Here is a 16,938-nt window from a genome sequence, read left to right on the forward strand (position 1 = left end):
GGGGCCTGTTTCCGCATGTCCTCATCGCGTGAGAGCAACACGCGATAGGAGCCGCACATGCCGTCCTCGACGCTGCGTCGCAGGACCTTCCTGCTCGGTGGCGCGCTCGCCGCGGGCGCCGCCCTGACCGGGTGCACCCGGTCCTCGGCCGACGGCGAGGGTGCGGTCGACACCTTCACCGCGGCCTTCCAGGGTTCGGGCGCGGGCGAGGGCATCGATCCGGGGGTGAACACGCTGTTCATCGACGAGGCCCGGATGAAGTCCGTCTACGACGGGCTCTTCGAGATCGACGAGACGATGACCCCGATCCCCCGCCTGGCCGTCGACGCCGAACCGAATGCCGACGGCACCCGGTGGCGGATCGCGCTGCGCGACGCGCGCTGGCACGACGGGCAGGCGTTCACCGCCGAGGATGTGCTCTACACGTTCTCGCGGGTGCTCGGCCCGCCGCAGCGCCGCCCGTTCATCGCCGCGTCCGCGCTGGCGAACCTCGATCTGCGACAGAGCCGCGCCGTCGACGCCCACACCGTCGAGCTGGCCCTCACCGAGCCGTCGTTCGAGTTCCTGATCGCCCTGTCGGCGTACGGGACCAAGATCGTGCAGAACGGCGCCACCGATTTCGACCGGCCGGTGGGCACCGGCCCGTTCGTCTTCGAATCCTTCGAGGCCGGAAAGCAGTTCGTCGCCACCGCCAACGAGCACTACTGGGACGGTGCCCCGGCGATCCGCCGGTTGCGGATCGTGAGCGCCGAGTCCGACGCGCGCCTGTCGGCGGTGCAGAGCGGCGAGATCGACTACGCCGACAATCTCACCCCCGCTGCCGCCCGGACCTTGCAGGGCAGGCGCGGCCTGTCCCTCGCGGCGACCCCGAACAGCGGGATCTACTTCTTCGCCATGAAGACCGATCGCGCGCCGTTCGACAATCCCGATGTGCGCCGGGCCGTCATGCGGATGCTCGACCGCGACGAGCTGGTCAAGGTCGCCCTGGAGGGTCAGGGCGAGGTGTCCAACGATGTGTTCGGCAAGGGGTTCCAGTACTACGCGGATCTGCCGCAGCACACCTACGACCCCGACGAGGTGGGCAGGCTGTTGCGGCGCGCCGGGGTGCGCGACCTGTCGTTCGACCTGTTCACCGCGCCGGTCGCGCACGGATTCGTCGAAGCCGCGCGGCTTTTCGCCGAGCACGCGGGTCGCTGCGGCGTGCGGGTGAATGTGGTGCTCGGGTCGAAGGACACCTACTACACCGACGCGCTGTCGACCGGGCAGCTCACCATGGGCCAGTCCGGTCCGCTGGCGATCCCGAACCACTTCGCCTCGCGCCTGCTCAGCGACTCGCCGCAGAACCGCACCAAGTGGTCGGACCGGGAGTTCGACGCCCTCTACGCCAAGGCGCAGGCCACGCCGGGCGAGCAGGACCGGGCCGCGATCTACCGGACGATGCACGAGATCCTGCACGACCGGGGCGGATTCGTGTTCTTCGGCACCACGCCGTGGAACAGCGCCGCGCGTGACCGCTTCGCGCAGCTGCCCGCGGCCGTGCCGAACTCGCACGGCTGGGCCCGCTTCGACCGGGTGAGCCCCCGATGACCGGCCTGGACGCGGCGCGGGCGCGGTACTGGATCGAGCGCTGGGATCGTCAGCAGGAGCACTACATGCCCGATCGCGAGCAGCGTTTCGAGGTGATCGGCGATGTGCTCGACGAGCTGCGCGACCGCGACGACCTGCTGATCGTCGACCTCGGCGTGGGCCCGGGCACGCTGGCCCAGCGCCTGCTGGACCGGTTCCCCGCCGCCCGGGTGGTCGGAGTCGACGCCGACCCGCTGCTGCTGGGCCTGGCCGACCTCGCGCTGGGCTCGTCCCGGTTCCGCACGGTCGCCGCCGATCTGCGCGCGGACGGCTGGCTGGAGGCCCTCGACCTGGACCGCGAACCCGACGCGTTCGTCAGCACCACGGCGCTGCATTGGATGAACCGGGAACCGTTGCGCCAGCTCATCCGGACCTGTGCGGCGGCCCTCGAGCCGGGCGGGCTGTTCATCGACGGCGATCACCTCTACGAAGGCCGGGACGGGACGCGGCTGGACGCACTGGGCAAGGCCATGACCGTCCGGCGGGCCCGGCGGCAGGGCACGGCCGAGGCCGAGGACTGGGCCCAGTGGTGGGACGCGGTCGCGCAGGCTCCCGAGCTGGCCGAGCTGGTGCGGGTGCGCGACGGCGGATTCGAGCACACGGTGCACGACAAGCCGACCGTGCACGATTACGTCGGCTTCGCCAGGGCGGCAGGCTTCGCCGAGGCCGGAACGGTGTGGCAGTACGGCGACGACCGTGTCGTGGTCGGTATCCGGTAGCGCCGGTGCGCGAGTCGAGCCCGTTCGCCCGGTTCCTGCTGCGCCGCACGGTCATCGGGGCCGGGCAGCTCGGCGTCCTGGTGGTGCTGGTGTTCGCGCTGTCGCTGCTGCTGCCCGGTGACGCGGCCGATGTGCAGAGCAACGATGTGCTGGGTGCCGATCAGCGGGCGGCGGCGCGCGAGCTGATGGGCTTGGACGTGGCCCCGGTCGAGCGCTTCGTCGACTGGCTCGGTGGCGCGCTCACCGGCGATTTCGGCGTCTCGTACGCGAACGGGCACAGCGTCGTCAGCGTGATCGCCGATCCGTTCCGCACCACCGCGCTGCTGGCCGGGCTGGCGGTGCTGCTGCTGGTCCCGGTCGCCGTCACCGCCGGGTTCGCGGCCGGGCTGCGGCCCGGGTCCTGGTGCGACCGGATCATCACCACGGTCGGGATCGCCCTGGACTCCATCCCCGATTTCGTGCTGGCGGTGCTGCTGGTCAGCTATGTCGCGCTCGAGCTGGATCTGCTGCCCGCCACCTTCCTCGGCACCGATCTCGACGACCTGCTGGACCGGCCGGAGTATCTCGTCCTGCCGCTGGTGGTGATGGTCGCCCGGGTCGCCGCCCCGCTGGCCCGGCTGGTGCGGGCCGGGGTGATCGATGTGCACGACCAGCCCTATATCGCGCAGGCCCGCCGCCTCGGTGTCGGCCGGATCTCGCTGCTGGCCCGGCATGTGGCACCCAATGCCCTCGCACCCGCCATGCAGGAACTCGGCCGCACCGGCGACGGTCTGCTCTCGGGCGTGCTGATCGTGGAGGCGGTGTTCGTGGTGCCCGGTATCGCCTCGGCGCTCATCGGCGCCATCGGCAATCGCGACGACCCGGTGATCCTGGCCATCGTCGCGATCACCGGCGTGCTCGCCATCGCCATCAATACCGTGATCGACCTGCTCGGGCAGCGCATGGTGCCCCGCTCGGCCGAGGGAGCCCGGCGATGACCCCGCGCCGCGTCGTCTACGCGAGCTTCGTGCTGGTCCCGCTGCTGGTGGCCTTCGTCGGCCCGGTCGTCGCCCGGTGGGCGCCCGCGCACCGGCAGGCGCCGTTCGGGCCGTCGGAGTGGTCGCCGTTCGGCACCGACCGGCTCGGGCGCGACGTCCTGGCGGCGGCCCTCACCGGTGGCCGGACTTTCCTGCTGGTCGCCGCGGTGACCGTGCTGGTCGCCTATCTGGTCGGGTCGGTGATCGGGATCGCCGCGGCGGCGACCCCGCGCGCCTGGGTCGACGAACTGCTCATGCGGCCGATGGATGTGCTGCTGTGCCTGCCGTCGCTGCTCATCATCATGGTGGCCGCGCTGCGCACCCGCGGGTCGGCGGTGGCGATCGCCTGCGCGATCGGCCTCGCGTTGCTCGCCCCGATCGCCCGTTTCGTACGGATGGCCGCGCGCGGCACCGTGCGCAGCCCCGTCATGGACGCCCTGCGGATGCAGGGCGAGTCGCGCGCGTTCCGCTACGGCAACTACGCCGCGGGCACGCTGGCCCGCCCGATCGCCGCCGATCTCGCCCTGCGTTTCACCGCCGCGGTCTACTTCCTGGCCTCGGCCAATTTCCTGGGGCTCGGCTTCGACACCACCTCCACCGACTGGGCCGTGTCCGTGGCGGCCAACAAGGACGCGCTGACCATCGCGCCGTGGTCGGTGGCGCTGCCCGCCGGGCTGATCGTGCTGCTGATCGTGGGCATCAACCTGCTCTGCGACGATCTGCTCGCCGACCCGCGCACCCTGTCCGCGCGCCGCCTCGCCGCGACGGGCCGCCATGTCTGAGCCCGAACCGCTGCTGCGGGTGCGCGGTCTGCGGGTCAGCGCCGGGACGTCCGTCCTCGTCGACGAGATCGACCTCGATCTCCACGCCGGGCAGATCGTGACCCTGTTCGGCCCGTCGGGCGCGGGCAAGACCACCATCGCCACCGCCCTGGCAAACAGCACCGCCGCCGGAATCACCGTGTCCGGACGGATCGACCACCGCGACGACCTCCGGATCGGCTACCTCCCCCAGGACGCCGCCGCGACCTTGAATCCGGCCCGCCGCATCGGCACCGCGCTGCGCGAACTGCACCGATTGCGCGCTCGCAGAAGCGGTCTCGCGCGCCCCGGCCGCGCGGACCGGCGCCGCCACCTCGCCGCCACCCTGACCGCGGCCGCCTTCCCGGTCACCCCGGACACCCTGGGCCCACTCCTGCGCAAATACCCCTTCGAATTCTCCGGCGGCGAACGCGCCCGCCTCGCACTGGCCCAGGTGCTCACCTTCGACCCGGACGTGCTCGTGGTCGACGAACCCACCGTCGGCCTGGACCCGATCGCCCGCGCCGACCTCCTGGCCGGGCTCGCCGCACTGGCACAATCGGGCACCGCGATCGTGCTCGTCACCCACGATGCCGCCGCCGTCGAGATGCTCAGTGACCGCACCCTTTTCATACAGGCAGGCCGCCTCCACTCCACCGGCGAGCTACCCACTCACACAGCCCCGGTCGACCACACACCGACCGCACCGGCCGTACGTACGCGAGAATGCACCGCGGGCCCGGCCGACCACACACGGCCGCCGATCACACCGGTCCTTCGGGTACGGGAAGTCTCGGTCTACCAACGGAGTTCGTCCATTCTGGACGCGATCGATCTCGACGTGCACGACGGCGAACTGCTCGGACTGATCGGGATGTCGGGGGCGGGGAAGTCCACGCTCGGCCGCGTCATCGCCGGGCTCGCCCGGCCTGATCGCGGCGAGATCCGGCTCGGCGCGCACCTCTTGCCCTCGTTGCACCGGCGTTCACGGGAGCAGATCGGTGCGGTGCAGTACGTCTGGCAGGAGTCGGCGGCCTCCCTCGATCCGCGCCGGACCGTCCTCGATCAGGTTGCCGCCACCGCGGTCCGGCTGCGCGGGCTGAGCAAGACCGAGGCGCGGGTCGAGGCCCTGGCACTTCTGGACGAGCTCGGCGTCGACGGTGACCAGGCCCGCCGCTACCCGGCCGGGCTGTCGGGCGGCCAGCTCCAGCGTGCCGCCCTGGCCCGGGCACTCGGCGCGCACCCACGCGTGCTCGTCTGCGACGAGATCACCACCGCGCTGGATCTCCCGCTGGCCCAGCGGATTCTGGACCACCTCGATACCTACCAGCGGCGCACCGGAGCCGCGATCCTGCTCATCAGCCACGATCTGCCCGCCCTGTTCGCCCGCGCCGACCGCGTCGCCGTCCTGGATGCCGGGCGGATCACCGAGATCGGCACCCCGACCCAGGTGCTGGCGCCGCCGGTGGCCCCCATCCTGGCCGGAGTGCACCCGGTCGGGGACCGCGCGCCCGCCCCGGCTGGCAGGATCGAGGCGTGGATACCGCGAACCTGACCCGCTCCGAGACCGCCGCGCGTTCGGCCGCGGTCACCGTCCGCGACTACCGGGTCGAACTCGACCTCTCCGGCGCCCCGGACCAGGACCGTCCGGGCTTCCCCACCACCACGACCGTGCGTTTCGACGCCACCACCGCGCGGACCTGGCTCGATTTCCTCGGCCCGTCCGTCGACGCGGTGACCCTCAACGGCCGCGAGCTCGCCGTCGACTATGACGGCGCGCGCCTGACCCTCGACGGCCTGGCCGCCACCAACGAGGTCGTCGTACGGGCCACCGCCGCCTACAGCCGCTCCGGCGAGGGCCTGCACCGGTTCCTGGACCCCGTCGACGGCGCCACCTACCTCTACACCCAGTACGAGCCCGCCGACGCCCGCCGCGTGTTCGCCTGCTTCGAACAGCCGGATATGAAGGCGCCCTTCACCTTCGTGGTCACCGCGCCCACCGGGTGGGAGGTGCTGTCGAACCGACCCGCGGCCACCGTCGAACCCCTGGGCGCGACCCAGCGCGCCGAGTTCTCCCCCACCCTGCCGATCTCGACCTACCTCACCGCCATCGCCGCCGGACCGTACCACCGCGTCGAATCCGTCTGGACGCGTGAGGATCTCACCGTCGACCTCGGTGTGCTGTGCCGTGCGTCGCTGGCCCGGCACCTCGACGCGGACACGATCCTCACCGTCACGAAGCAGGGCCTCGATTTCTTCGCCGAGCACTTCGCCTACCCGTACCCGTGGGGCAAATACGACCAGGTGTTCGTGCCCGAATACAACCTCGGCGCCATGGAGAACCCCGGCCTGGTCACCTTCACCGAGGCCTACGTCTTCCGGGGCGCGGCCACCGCCGCCCAGTACGAGGCCCGGGCCAACACCATCCTGCACGAGATGGCGCACATGTGGTTCGGCGATCTGGTGACCATGGTCTGGTGGGACGACCTGTGGCTCAAGGAATCCTTCGCCGACTACATGGGCGCGCTGGCCAGTGCCGAGGCCACGGAATGGTCCGACGCCTGGGTCGCGTTCGCCAATCGGCGCAAGGCGTGGGCGTATTCGCAGGACCAGCTCCCCACCACGCACCCCATCGTCGCCGACATCACCGATCTCGAGGCCGCCAAACTCAACTTCGACGGCATCACCTACGCCAAGGGCGCCAGCGTGCTCAAGCAGCTGGTCGCCTATGTCGGGCGGGACGCGTTCTTCGCCGGGGCGCGCCGCTACTTCCGCACCCATGCCTTCGGCAATACGACCCTGGCCGACCTGCTCACCGAACTGTCGGCCGAATCGGGCCGCGACCTGACCGGCTGGGCCGCCGCGTGGCTGCAGACCACCGGTATGTCCACCCTCACCCTCGACGGCGACGCCATCGTGCAGACCGACCCGCGCCCGCACCGCCTGGCCGTCGGGCTCTACGACTACGACGACGCGGGCGATCTGGTGCGCCGCGAACGGATCGAACTCGACCTCGCCGCCGAGCGCACCCCGATCGCGCTCACCCCGGCTCCCCTGCGCCTGCTCAACGACGGCGACCTCACCTACGCCAAGGTCCGCCTCGACCCGGTATCCCTCGACACCGTCGAACGCTCCCTCGACCGGATCACCGATCCGCTGGCCCGCGGCCTGATCTGGTCGGCGCTGTGGAACGCTACCCGCGACGCGGAACTGCCCGTCGACCGCTATCTGCGGATGGCCCGCCGATTCGCCTCCACCGAACCGAATATCGCCCTGCTGTCGGCGGTCCTGGCCAATGCCGCCTTCGCCATCGCCCACTACCTGCCCGCCGAAGCACAACGGCGGTGGCACGCCGACTGGCTCGAATCCTGCTGGACCACCCTGCATTCCGCCGCACCCGGATCCGGCGCGCAACTGGCCTGGGCACGCGCGACGGCCACCGCCGCCACCGCCGACGCGAGCCACGCCACCGACATCCGGGCCCTGCTGCTCGGCGAACGCCCCGCCCCCGAAGGACTCGCGCTGGACCCGGACCTGCGCTGGGCTCTGTGGACGGCCCTGGCGGCCACCGGCCACGCGACCGCGGCCGACCTCGACGCCGAGCTGCGCGACGACGACACCGCCTCGGGCCGCACCGCGCACCGCCGCGCCCTGGCCGCCCGCCCGGAAGCACCGGTCAAGGCCGCCGCCTGGGAATCGGCACTGCGCGACACCGATCTCACCAACGACCAGCTCGACGCCGTCATCGCCGGTTTCCGGGCCGCCGACCGCCGTGACCTGATCGCCACCTACGACCCCCGGTACTTCGCGGCACTGCGCGAGGTGTGGGAGGGGCGCAGTATCGAGATCGCCCGCCGCCTCGTGCTCGGCCTGTTCCCGGCCGCCGACACCCTCGCCGACGTGGACGCCTGGCTCGCCGCGCACACCGACGCACCGGGCGCGCTGCGCCGCTTGCTGATCGAACAGCGCGACCACCTGGCCCGGGCGCTGCGGGTGCGCGGCCAGGAGGCGGGCCGGTAGCCGCGCGTATGCTGAACGCGATGACTCCGGCTACCCCCGGCTCGAACGATCGCCACGACGAAAGTGACCCGATCATGACCGAGAATCACGCAGGGCAAGCGACCATCACCAGCGCCCTCCTGCATCGCCTGCTCAATACCACCGCCGCCGACGCGCGCCTGGTCCTCACCGAGGGCCATGTCGAGGTCAGGACCGGCCCCGATATCGGGGACGGCGGCCTGGTGGTGGTCACCCGCGCCGATCTGGTCGGTCAGGTGGGCGATCCGCCCGACGACCGGGCCCTGGCCGAACAGGCCGCCCTGCTCGACAGCAATATCGGCCTGATGGGCGCCTGAACCGGCGCGGCCCCGGCACCCCAGTGGGGGTTGCCGGGGCCGCGGCCGGGTCAGCCGAGCGTTTCGCCCGCTGCGGCCTTCGCCCGCAGCGAGTCGGGTACCTCGAACCGGTCACCGTAGGCGGCCCGCAGTTCGTCGGCCCTGGCCACGAAACCGGACAGACCGCCCTCGTACTGGTTGATGTACTGGATCACGCCACCGGTCCACGCCGGGAAACCGATACCGAAGATCGAGCCGATGTTCGCATCCGGCACCGTGCGCAGCACGCCCTCGTCGAAACACCGCACGGTATCGAGGGATTCGGCGAACAGCATCCGTTCCTGCATGTCGCGGAACGGGATCCCGTGGTCGCGGGTGTACCGCTCGACCAGGCCCGGCCACAGGCCGAGCTTCTTGCCGTCGGCGTCGTAGTCGTAGAAGCCGCGGCCCTCGGCCCGGCCGGGCCGGTCGAAGTCGTCGACCATCGCATCGACCAGCGGATACGCCTTCGAGTCGACCCAGCGCTTGCCCTCGGCGAGCAGGTTCTCCCGCAGGCTGCGCGGACCTTCTGCGCCAGCTTCATATTGATCTCGTCAGCCAGCGCCAGCGCGCCCACCGGATACCCGGCCTGCGTGGCGGCCTGTTCCACCGAGGCGGGGTGCACGCCCTCGGCGACCAGCGCGATGGCCTCGTCCATGAAAGTGCAGGCCGATGAAGTCCGGCTGCCGGGTCACCCCGCGGGCGAGCTCGGTGATCGGCAGGGTCGAGGTGTTGGAGCCGAGCAGCGCGTCCGGATTCACCAGCTCCTCGATCTCGCCGAACACCTTCTGCTTGAGGCCCGGGTCCTCGAAGACCGCCTCGACCACGAAATCACAGCCCGCGGCGTCGGCGGGATCGGCGGTGGGATGGATGCGGTCCAGGATCTCGTCGTACTTCTCCTGGGTGATCGCGCCCTTGCGCAGGGCCTTGTCCAGCAGCTTGCGCGAATAGTCCTTGCCGCGCTCGGCCGCCTCGAGCGTGACGTCCTTCAGCACGACCCGCATGCCTGCGCGGGCCTGCACATAGGCGATGCCCGCGCCTATCATGCCCGCGCCGAGCACGAGGACCTTCTCCGGCGTGCGCGCCGGGAAGCCGTCGGGGCGGCTGCCGCCCTTGTTGATCGTGCCGAGATCGAAGAACAGCGACTTGATCATGTTGGTCGAGACCTGACCGCAGATCAGGTTGGTGCAGTAGCGGGTCTCGATCGCGAACGCGGTGTCGATATCGACCTGCGCGCCCTCGACGGCGGTGGCCAGCACCGCGATCGGCGCGGGCATCGGCGCGCCCTTGAGCTGCTTGCGCACGTTGGCCGGGAAGGCGGGCAGGTTGGCCGCCACCGCCGGGCTCGACGGCGTGCCGCCGGGGATCTTGTAGCCCTTGACATCCCACGGCTGCGCGGCCTGCCGGTGGGCCGCGATCCAGGCGGCCGCCTTGTAGGTGTCGAGGCCGAGCGCGATGTCGGGGGCGGTCTCGGGGGTGGCGTTCATGAGCAGGTTCAGGTCGCCACCGGCGAAGAAGGTGTCCTTGCCCGAGGTGAGGATGACGCCGTCGCAGAACCGGTTGAGCTGCACGCCCGCCACCGTGTCGGGCAGACCGGCCGCCAGCGCGGCGGTCTTGGCGAGGTTGGCGCCCTGGTCACCCACCGGCGACACCGCGCCGAGCACGATGTCGTCGATGGTGTGCGGGTCCAGTCCGGGATACCGGGACTTCAGCTCCTCGATGAGGCCGACCACCAGGTCGAGCGGTTTGACGCCGTGCCGGGCGCCGGTCTTCTTGCCGCGACCGCGCGGAGTGCGGATCGCGCCGTAGATGAAGGCCTCGGTTATGGCTCCTCGAAACCGGTATCGGCCGCTGACAGGTCAGCGGTGGGTGAACTGGGCGGTACGCGTGCCGACGAACTCGCTTACGCGCCCGCCTCGCCGGAGCGGTCGCGGATGTCGGTGACGATGGCCGAGAAGTCCCGGCGCGCGTCGGTCTGGTTGAACCGCTCGTAGATGGCGGCGGCCAGTTCGCCGAGCTGTCCGTCGATCCCGTTGGCGCGCAGGGCGTTCGCGGCCAGGGTGAGGTCCTTCGACATCAGGGCGGTGGCGAAACCGGGCTGATAGTCGTTGTTGGCCGGGCTGGCGGGCACCGGTCCCGGGACCGGGCAGTAGCTGGTCAGCGCCCAGCTCTGGCCCGACGCGGTGGACACCACATCGAAGAACGACTGGTGGCTCAAACCCAGCCGCTCCCCCAGTACCAGCGCCTCGGACAGCCCGATCATGGAGATGCCCAGCAGCATGTTGTTGCAGATCTTCGCGGCCTGGCCGACCCCCGCGTCACCGCAGTGCACCACCTTACCGCCCATCACCTCGAGCACGGGCAGCCCGTCGGCGAAATCGGCGGCCGCGCCACCCACCATGAAGGTGAGGGTGCCCGCGGTCGCCCCGGCGACCCCGCCGGAGACGGGCGCGTCCAGCGGGCGGTGACCCGCCGCGACCGCCAGTTCCGCGGCGGCTTTCGCGTCGGCGACATCGATGGTGGAGCAGTCGATGAACAGCGTGCCCGGGCGGGCGGCCGGGAGCAGTTCGGCGTAGACGTCGAGCACCAGTTTGCCGTTGGGCAGCATGGTGATCACGACATCGCGGTCCCGCGCCGCCTCGGCGGCGGTGGCGACCACGGTGGCGCCGTCGGCGCGGGCCTGCTCCTGAGCGGCGGGGACCGGGTCGAAGGCGAGCACGTCGTGGCCCGCCCGCACCAGGTTGGCGGCCATCGGCGCGCCCATGTGGCCGAGCCCGAGGAAACCGATCGTCGTCATGCCCGCACCTCCGGGGTCGTCACATCCAGTTCGGCCGGGCCCAGGGCGGCGAAGTACGCCGCGACCCGGTTGTCGGAGACCTCGGCCAGGGTCGCGGGTCGCCACTGCGGCGTGCGGTCCTTGTCGATCACCTGGGCGCGGATGCCCTCCACGAGATCGTGGGAGCCCAGCGAGGCGATCGAGACGCGGTACTCCTGGCGCAGCGTCGCCTCGAGGCTGTCGAGTTCGCGCGCGGCACGCAGCGCACGCAGCGTGACCTTCAGTGCCACCGGCGATTTCGCGAGGATGTCGGTGGCCGCGGCCGCCGCCTCGGGCGACCCGTCGGCCTGCAGCGCGGCCACGATCTCCTCGACCGTGTCCGCGCGGTAGCAGGAGTCGATCCAGCCGCGCTGCGCCGCCAGGGCCGAGGACGGTGCCGCCTCGGCGAACTTGGCGATCGCGGCCTCGACGGTCTCGGTCCGCAGCGTGTCCAGCAGCTCCGGAATCGACTCCGAGGGCACGTAGTGGTCGGCGAATCCGGCGGCGATGGCGTCACCGGCGTGCATCCGGGCGGTGGTCAGGCCCACGTGGGTGCCGATCTCGCCCGGGGCGTGCGCGAGCAGGTGGGTGCCGCCGACATCGGGCACGAAACCGATACCGACCTCGGGCATGCCGATGCGGGAGCGTTCGGTGACGATGCGGTGGCTGCCGTGCGCCGACAGGCCGACGCCGCCGCCCATCACCAGCCCGTCCATGATCACCACATACGGCTTGGGGTAGCGGCCGATCAGCGCGTTGAGGATGTACTCGTCGCGCCAGAACTTCCCGGTCGGCGAGCTCGCCCCGGCCGTGCCGGTCTTGGCGTCGGCGTGGATGGCGACGATGTCGCCGCCCGCGCACAGCCCGCGCTCCCCCGCGCCGGTCACCACGACCGCGCGCACCGCGTCGTCGGTGGCCCAGGACCGCAGCGCGTCCAGGATCGCCAGGGCCATCGGGTGATTCAGGGCGTTGATGGCCCGGGGACGGTTGAGGGTGATCAGGCCGAGCCCGTCGGCGACGGTGATCAGCACTTCGGGTTCGTCGGTCATGCCGCTCCTGTCAGCGAGCGGGCCACGACCACTCGCATGATTTCGTTGGTGCCCTCGAGGATCTGGTGGACCCGCAGGTCACGCACGATCTTCTCCAGGCCGTATTCGTGCAGGTAGCCGTAGCCGCCGTGCAGCTGCAAGGCCTTGTTGGCCACCTCGAAGCCCGCATCGGTGGCGAAACGCTTGGCCATCGCGCACAGCTCCACCTTGTCAGGCGCATCGGCGTCGAGCGCGGCGGCCGCCCGCCACAGCAACGTCCGCGCCGCCTCCAGCTCGGTGCGCATATCGGCGAGCTCGAACTGCAGGGCCTCGTTGCGGGCCAGCGGCTTGCCGAAGGCGTGCCGTTCGGCCAGGTAGCCGATGGTCTTGTCCAGCGCGGCCTGGGCCCCGCCGAGCGAGCAGGCGGCGATATTGAGCCTGCCGCCGTTGAGCCCGTTCATGGCGATCGAGAAGCCCTCGCCCTCCGCGCCGAGCAGATTGGCCACCGGCACCCGGGCCTCGTCGAGCACGACCTGCCGGGTGGGCTGGGCGTTCCAGCCCATCTTGCGTTCGTTCGGGCCCACGGTCAGGCCGGGGGTGTCGGCGGGCACGATCAGCGCCGAGATGCCGCGCGGCCCGTCCCCGCCGGTGCGCACCATCATCACGTACACATCGTTGGCGCCCGCGCCGGAGATGAACTGCTTGGCGCCGGTGAGCACGTACTCGTCCCCGTCGCGTACGGCCTTGGTGCTCAGGGCCGCCGCGTCGGAGCCGACACCCGGTTCGGTGAGCGCGTAGCTGCCCAGCAGTTCCATCGAGGCCATGCCGGGCACCCAGCGATGACGCTGCTGTTCGGTGCCGTAGGCGTCGATCATCCAGGCGGCCATATTGTGGATGGAGATGTAGGCCGCCACGGCCGGGCAGCCGGTGGAGAGCTGTTCGAAGATCCGGACGGCGTCGAGCCTGCGCAGCGCCGAACCGCCGACGTCCTCGCGGGCATAGATCCCGCCGAATCCGACCGGGCCCGCCTTGCGCAGGACATCGACCGGAAAGTGCTTGTGCTCATCCCATTCCAGCGCGTTGGGCGCGAGGAATTCGTCGGCGAACTGACGCGCGGTGTCCCCGATCGCGCGCTCGTCGGCATCGAGAGTGAACATGGCGGGTCAGTCCATCGTCGGGATGACGAAGGCGTTGGACTCCTTGAGCCCCGCGGGCCAGCGCTGGGTCACCGTCTTGGTCTTGGTGTAGAAGCGGATCGAGTCCGGACCGTGCTGGTTGAGATCACCGAAGCCCGAACCCTTCCAGCCACCGAAGGTGAAGTAGGCGATCGGCACCGGGATCGGCACATTCACCCCGACCATGCCCACCTGCACCCGCGAGGAGAAATCACGCGCGGTGTCCCCGTCGCGGGTGAAGATGGCCACGCCGTTGCCGTACTGGTGCTCGTCGACGAGGCGCAGCGCCTGCTCGTAGTCCCCGGCACGCACCACCGTCAGCACGGGACCGAAGATCTCCTCCTGGTAGATCCGCATCTCGGCGGTGACCTTGTCGAACAGGCTCGCGCCGACGAAGAACCCGTTCTCCGCGCCGTCCACGGTCAGCCCGCGCCCGTCCACGACCAGCTCGGCGCCCTCGTCGATCCCGATCTGCACATACCCGTTGACCCGGTCCACACCGTCGGCCCCGACCAGCGGCCCGAAATCGGCGCCGGAGTCGTCGGAGCGGCCCACATTGAGCTTGCGGACCTTCTCGGTCAGCTTCTCCACCAACCGGTCCGCGGTCTCCTCGCCCACCGGGACCGCCACCGACAGCGCCATGCAACGCTCACCGGCCGAGCCGTATGCCGCGCCCACCAGCTGATCGGCGACATCGTCGAGATCGGCGTCGGGCATCACGATCGCGTGGTTCTTGGCGCCACCGAAGCACTGGGCGCGCTTGCCGTTGGCGGTCGCGGTCTCGTAGATGTACTGCGCGATCGGGGTCGAGCCGACGAAACCCACCGCCTTGATCCGCGGATCGCGCAGGATCGTGTCCACGGCCTCCTTACCGCCGTTGATCACGTTGAACACCCCCGGCGGCAGACCCGCCTCCACGAACAGCTCGGCCAGCCGCAACGGCACCGACGGATCACGCTCGGACGGCTTGAGCACGAAGGCATTACCGCAGGCCAGCGCCGGACCGGCCTTCCACAGCGGGATCATGGCCGGGAAGTTGAACGGGGTGATCCCCGCGACGACCCCGAGCGGCTGACGCATCGAGTACACATCGATGCCGGTGCCCGCGCTCTCGGTGTACTCACCCTTGAGCAGATGCGGGATGCCCACGGCGAACTCGATCACCTCGAGGCCGCGCTGGATGTCGCCCTTCGCGTCGGCGAGGGTCTTGCCGTGCTCGGAGGACAGCAGCGCGGCCAGGCTGTCGATCTCGTCGTTGACCAGGGTCAGGAACTTCATCAGCACCCTGGCCCGCTTCTGCGGGTTGAACGCCGCCCACACCGGCTGCGCCGCCGCCGCGTCGGCGATCGCCGCCTCGACCTCGGCCGCGTTCGCCAGCGGGACCCGGGCCTGCACCTGCCCGAGATTCGGGTCGAACACGTCGCCGAACGCGCCGGAGGTGCCGGCGACGGGGGCGCCACCGAGGAAGTGAGTCAGTTCGCGAACCATAAAAGTCCTGTTCATCGAGGGTGCGCGGTGCGCACAGAGTTGGAGGTGGTCCGATAGTTGGATGTCCAATCAATTGATACCATGGCGGACTGCTGACAGCTTGTCAACTGCCCGATCCGGCTATTGACAGAATGCCAACAGCATGGCCACTCTGGTGCCACGTCCATCGACAACGAGGAGAGATCTCGATGAGCACCGTCGACACCGAGCGCGGCACCGACGCCGACTCGGAGCTGCAGGGCCTGGCCGAGCTGGCCCGCAATTTCTTCGCCGACACCGTCGCGCCGCATCGCGAGGAATTCGCCGCCCAGGGCTTCCCGAGCCGGGAGGTCTACCGCCGGGCCGGTGAGCTGGGCCTGCTGTGCATGTCGGTGCCCGAGGAGTACGGCGGCGGGGGCGGCACCTTCGCGCACGAGGCCGTGCTGTTCACCGAGCAGGTCCGCGGCGGCGATTCGTCGATGCAGCTCGGCGTGCACACCGGCATCGTGCCGCACTACCTGCTGGCCTACGCCGCGGAGGAGAACAAGAAGCGCTGGCTGCCCAAGCTGGCCTCCGGCGAGTGGATCGGCGCCATCGCCATGACCGAGCCCGGCACCGGCTCGGACCTGCAGAACATCGCCACCAAGGCGGTCAAGGACGGCGACGACTACCTGATCACCGGCGCCAAGACCTTCATCTCCAACGGCCGCAACTGCGATCTGCTCATCATCGCGGTCAAGACCGATCCGTCGCTGGGCGCCAAGGGCGTGTCGCTGGTGGTGGCCGAGGTAGCCGACGACACCCCGGGCTTCGAACGCGGACGGCTGCTGAAGAAGATCGGCCAGAAGGGCCAGGACACCACCGAGCTGTTCTTCGACGGGCTGCGCGTGCCGCAGGCCAACCTGCTCGGCACCGCCGAGGGCCAGGGCTTCGTCCAGCTCATGCAGCAGCTGCCGCAGGAGCGGCTGATCTGCGGTGTCGCCGCGGCGGCCGCGATCGAGACCGCGGTGGCCGAGACGCTGGACTACGTCAAGCAGCGCCAGGCCTTCGGCAAGCCACTGTTCGCCATGCAGAACACCCGCTTCGAGTTGGCCGAGTGCGCGACCGTCGCCGAGGTGGTCCGCACCTTCGTGGACGCGGCCGTCGACAAGCATCTGCGCGGCGTGCTGGATGTGAAGACCGCCGCCATGGTCAAGTACTGGACCACCGAGCAGCAGACCCAGGTGATCGATCGCTGCGTGCAGCTGCACGGCGGGTACGGCTACATGGAGGAGTACCCGATCGCCCGGATGTGGGCCGACGGGCGCATCTCGCGGATCTACGCGGGTGCCAACGAGGTCATGAAGGACCTCATCGCCCGCTTCCTCTGACCCGGAACACGCAGGGCGCCACCGGAATCCCGGTGGCGCCCGGCGCTCGTCCGCGCTCAGGCCCGCGCGGCGCGGCCCTCGTTCAGCGCGGTCACCACGGCCACCGTCACGGCCGACAGCGCCGCGATCACCGAGCCACCGAGCACGACCGCCGCACCCGCGACGGTGAACTCGGCCCAGCCCACCATCAGCGCGGCCACGCCGAGCACCACGAGGACCGCGTCCACCGCGACCGAGGCCAGCACGGCGCGATCGTCCCGCAGCAAGCGGGGCGCGGCGACGGCGGTGGCCAGTCCCTGCAGGACCGTCGCCACCCCGGCCACCGCGAGCACGGGCGCGGCCATCCCGGTTCCCGCGCCGAATCCCGCGATCAGCGCACCGATCGCGACGAGGCCGAACAGGACGCGCAGCGCGCCCAGTCCGCGCAGTGTCGCCGCGGGCACCTCGACGGGTGCTCCCCCGGCGGAAGGCCGCGTCGCGTACGCCATCCGAACATCTGCCACCTGGCTGGTCATCTCGCACTCCTTCGCCGTTTTCACACCTACGTGC

General features: G+C 70.7%; 13 protein-coding genes and 1 pseudogene. 8 read left to right on the plus strand and 6 right to left on the minus strand.

The window, feature by feature from the left end; all coding sequences use genetic code 11:
* Positions 1-57 precede the first annotated feature (57 nt).
* The 7 genes from WA675_RS06170 to WA675_RS06200 all read left to right on the plus strand — a co-directional run bounded on the left by WA675_RS06170 (position 58) and on the right by WA675_RS06200 (position 8,516).
* Entirely contained in the window at positions 58-1,587 is a 1,530-nt protein-coding gene (locus WA675_RS06170; protein WP_336082652.1) for an ABC transporter substrate-binding protein, read from the plus strand.
* Entirely contained in the window at positions 1,584-2,345 is a 762-nt protein-coding gene (locus WA675_RS06175) for a class I SAM-dependent methyltransferase (RefSeq protein ID WP_336082654.1), read from the plus strand. The genes WA675_RS06170 and WA675_RS06175 overlap by 4 nt, the downstream gene beginning before the upstream one ends.
* Before the next feature lie 5 nt (positions 2,346-2,350).
* Positions 2,351-3,322, plus strand: coding sequence for an ABC transporter permease (locus WA675_RS06180; RefSeq protein WP_336082656.1), 972 nt, complete (start codon positions 2,351-2,353; stop codon positions 3,320-3,322).
* On the plus strand, positions 3,319-4,143 hold the full coding sequence (locus tag WA675_RS06185; protein WP_336082657.1) for an ABC transporter permease: 825 nt from the start codon (positions 3,319-3,321) through the stop codon (positions 4,141-4,143). Before WA675_RS06180 ends, WA675_RS06185 begins: the two co-directional genes overlap by 4 nt.
* Complete coding sequence (locus WA675_RS06190) at positions 4,136-5,716, plus strand: ABC transporter ATP-binding protein (protein WP_336082658.1); 1,581 nt, start codon at positions 4,136-4,138, stop codon at positions 5,714-5,716. Before WA675_RS06185 ends, WA675_RS06190 begins: the two co-directional genes overlap by 8 nt.
* Complete coding sequence (gene pepN / locus WA675_RS06195; protein WP_336082660.1) at positions 5,698-8,181, plus strand: aminopeptidase N; 2,484 nt, start codon at positions 5,698-5,700, stop codon at positions 8,179-8,181. The genes WA675_RS06190 and pepN overlap by 19 nt, the downstream gene beginning before the upstream one ends.
* Before the next feature lie 74 nt (positions 8,182-8,255).
* Positions 8,256-8,516 (plus strand): hypothetical protein, encoded by a 261-nt coding sequence (locus tag WA675_RS06200; protein ID WP_336082661.1) that lies wholly within the window; start codon positions 8,256-8,258, stop codon positions 8,514-8,516.
* 50 nt (positions 8,517-8,566) lie between these two features.
* Here WA675_RS06200 and WA675_RS06205 read toward each other — a convergent pair.
* The 5 genes and pseudogenes from WA675_RS06205 to WA675_RS06225 all read right to left on the minus strand — a co-directional run bounded on the left by WA675_RS06205 (position 8,567) and on the right by WA675_RS06225 (position 15,040).
* Positions 8,567-10,360 (minus strand): annotated as a pseudogene (locus WA675_RS06205) (3-hydroxyacyl-CoA dehydrogenase NAD-binding domain-containing protein).
* Between the two features lie 77 nt (positions 10,361-10,437).
* Positions 10,438-11,331 carry a 3-hydroxyisobutyrate dehydrogenase gene (gene mmsB, locus WA675_RS06210; protein WP_336082662.1) on the minus strand — a complete coding sequence of 298 codons (894 nt, stop codon included), beginning with the start codon at positions 11,329-11,331 and terminating at the stop codon, positions 10,438-10,440.
* Positions 11,328-12,398, minus strand: coding sequence for an enoyl-CoA hydratase/isomerase family protein (locus WA675_RS06215; protein WP_336082663.1), 1,071 nt, complete (start codon positions 12,396-12,398; stop codon positions 11,328-11,330). Before WA675_RS06215 ends, mmsB begins: the two co-directional genes overlap by 4 nt.
* Positions 12,395-13,534 (minus strand): acyl-CoA dehydrogenase family protein, encoded by a 1,140-nt coding sequence (locus WA675_RS06220; protein WP_336082665.1) that lies wholly within the window; start codon positions 13,532-13,534, stop codon positions 12,395-12,397. Before WA675_RS06220 ends, WA675_RS06215 begins: the two co-directional genes overlap by 4 nt.
* A 6-nt stretch (positions 13,535-13,540) precedes the next feature.
* The gene (locus WA675_RS06225; RefSeq protein ID WP_336082666.1) at positions 13,541-15,040 is read right to left on the minus strand and encodes a CoA-acylating methylmalonate-semialdehyde dehydrogenase; all 1,500 of its coding nucleotides are present in this window, start codon (positions 15,038-15,040) and stop codon (positions 13,541-13,543) included.
* Positions 15,041-15,228: 188 nt separating this feature from the next.
* Between WA675_RS06225 and WA675_RS06230 the strand changes: the two genes are divergently transcribed.
* Entirely contained in the window at positions 15,229-16,389 is a 1,161-nt protein-coding gene (locus tag WA675_RS06230; RefSeq protein ID WP_336082667.1) for an acyl-CoA dehydrogenase family protein, read from the plus strand.
* A 56-nt stretch (positions 16,390-16,445) separates the two neighbouring features.
* Here the strand turns inward: WA675_RS06230 and WA675_RS06235 are convergent, their stop codons facing one another.
* A complete protein-coding gene (locus WA675_RS06235; protein ID WP_336082669.1) occupies positions 16,446-16,904 on the minus strand; it encodes a hypothetical protein in 459 nt (152 codons plus the stop codon).
* Between the last annotated feature and the right edge of the window lie 34 nt (positions 16,905-16,938).

Origin of the sequence: Nocardia sp. SSK8 (assembly GCF_037034205.1) — a bacterium.
Taxonomy (GTDB): domain Bacteria; phylum Actinomycetota; class Actinomycetes; order Mycobacteriales; family Mycobacteriaceae; genus Nocardia.

What these genes read in the sequence shown, in the direction of transcription:
- WA675_RS06170 (WP_336082652.1), top strand. Translation starts at nt 58, where the DNA reads ATGCCGTCCTCGACGCTGCGTCGCAGGACCTTCCTGCTCGGTGGCGCG.
- WA675_RS06175 (WP_336082654.1), top strand. Translation starts at nt 1,584, where the DNA reads ATGACCGGCCTGGACGCGGCGCGGGCGCGGTACTGGATCGAGCGCTGG.
- WA675_RS06185 (WP_336082657.1), top strand. Translation starts at nt 3,319, where the DNA reads ATGACCCCGCGCCGCGTCGTCTACGCGAGCTTCGTGCTGGTCCCGCTG.
- WA675_RS06190 (WP_336082658.1), top strand. Translation starts at nt 4,136, where the DNA reads ATGTCTGAGCCCGAACCGCTGCTGCGGGTGCGCGGTCTGCGGGTCAGC.
- WA675_RS06200 (WP_336082661.1), top strand. Translation starts at nt 8,256, where the DNA reads ATGACCGAGAATCACGCAGGGCAAGCGACCATCACCAGCGCCCTCCTG.
- mmsB (WP_336082662.1), bottom strand. Translation starts at nt 11,331, where the DNA reads ATGACGACGATCGGTTTCCTCGGGCTCGGCCACATGGGCGCGCCGATG.
- WA675_RS06215 (WP_336082663.1), bottom strand. Translation starts at nt 12,398, where the DNA reads ATGACCGACGAACCCGAAGTGCTGATCACCGTCGCCGACGGGCTCGGC.
- WA675_RS06220 (WP_336082665.1), bottom strand. Translation starts at nt 13,534, where the DNA reads ATGTTCACTCTCGATGCCGACGAGCGCGCGATCGGGGACACCGCGCGT.
- WA675_RS06225 (WP_336082666.1), bottom strand. Translation starts at nt 15,040, where the DNA reads ATGGTTCGCGAACTGACTCACTTCCTCGGTGGCGCCCCCGTCGCCGGC.
- WA675_RS06230 (WP_336082667.1), top strand. Translation starts at nt 15,229, where the DNA reads ATGAGCACCGTCGACACCGAGCGCGGCACCGACGCCGACTCGGAGCTG.
- WA675_RS06235 (WP_336082669.1), bottom strand. Translation starts at nt 16,904, where the DNA reads ATGACCAGCCAGGTGGCAGATGTTCGGATGGCGTACGCGACGCGGCCT.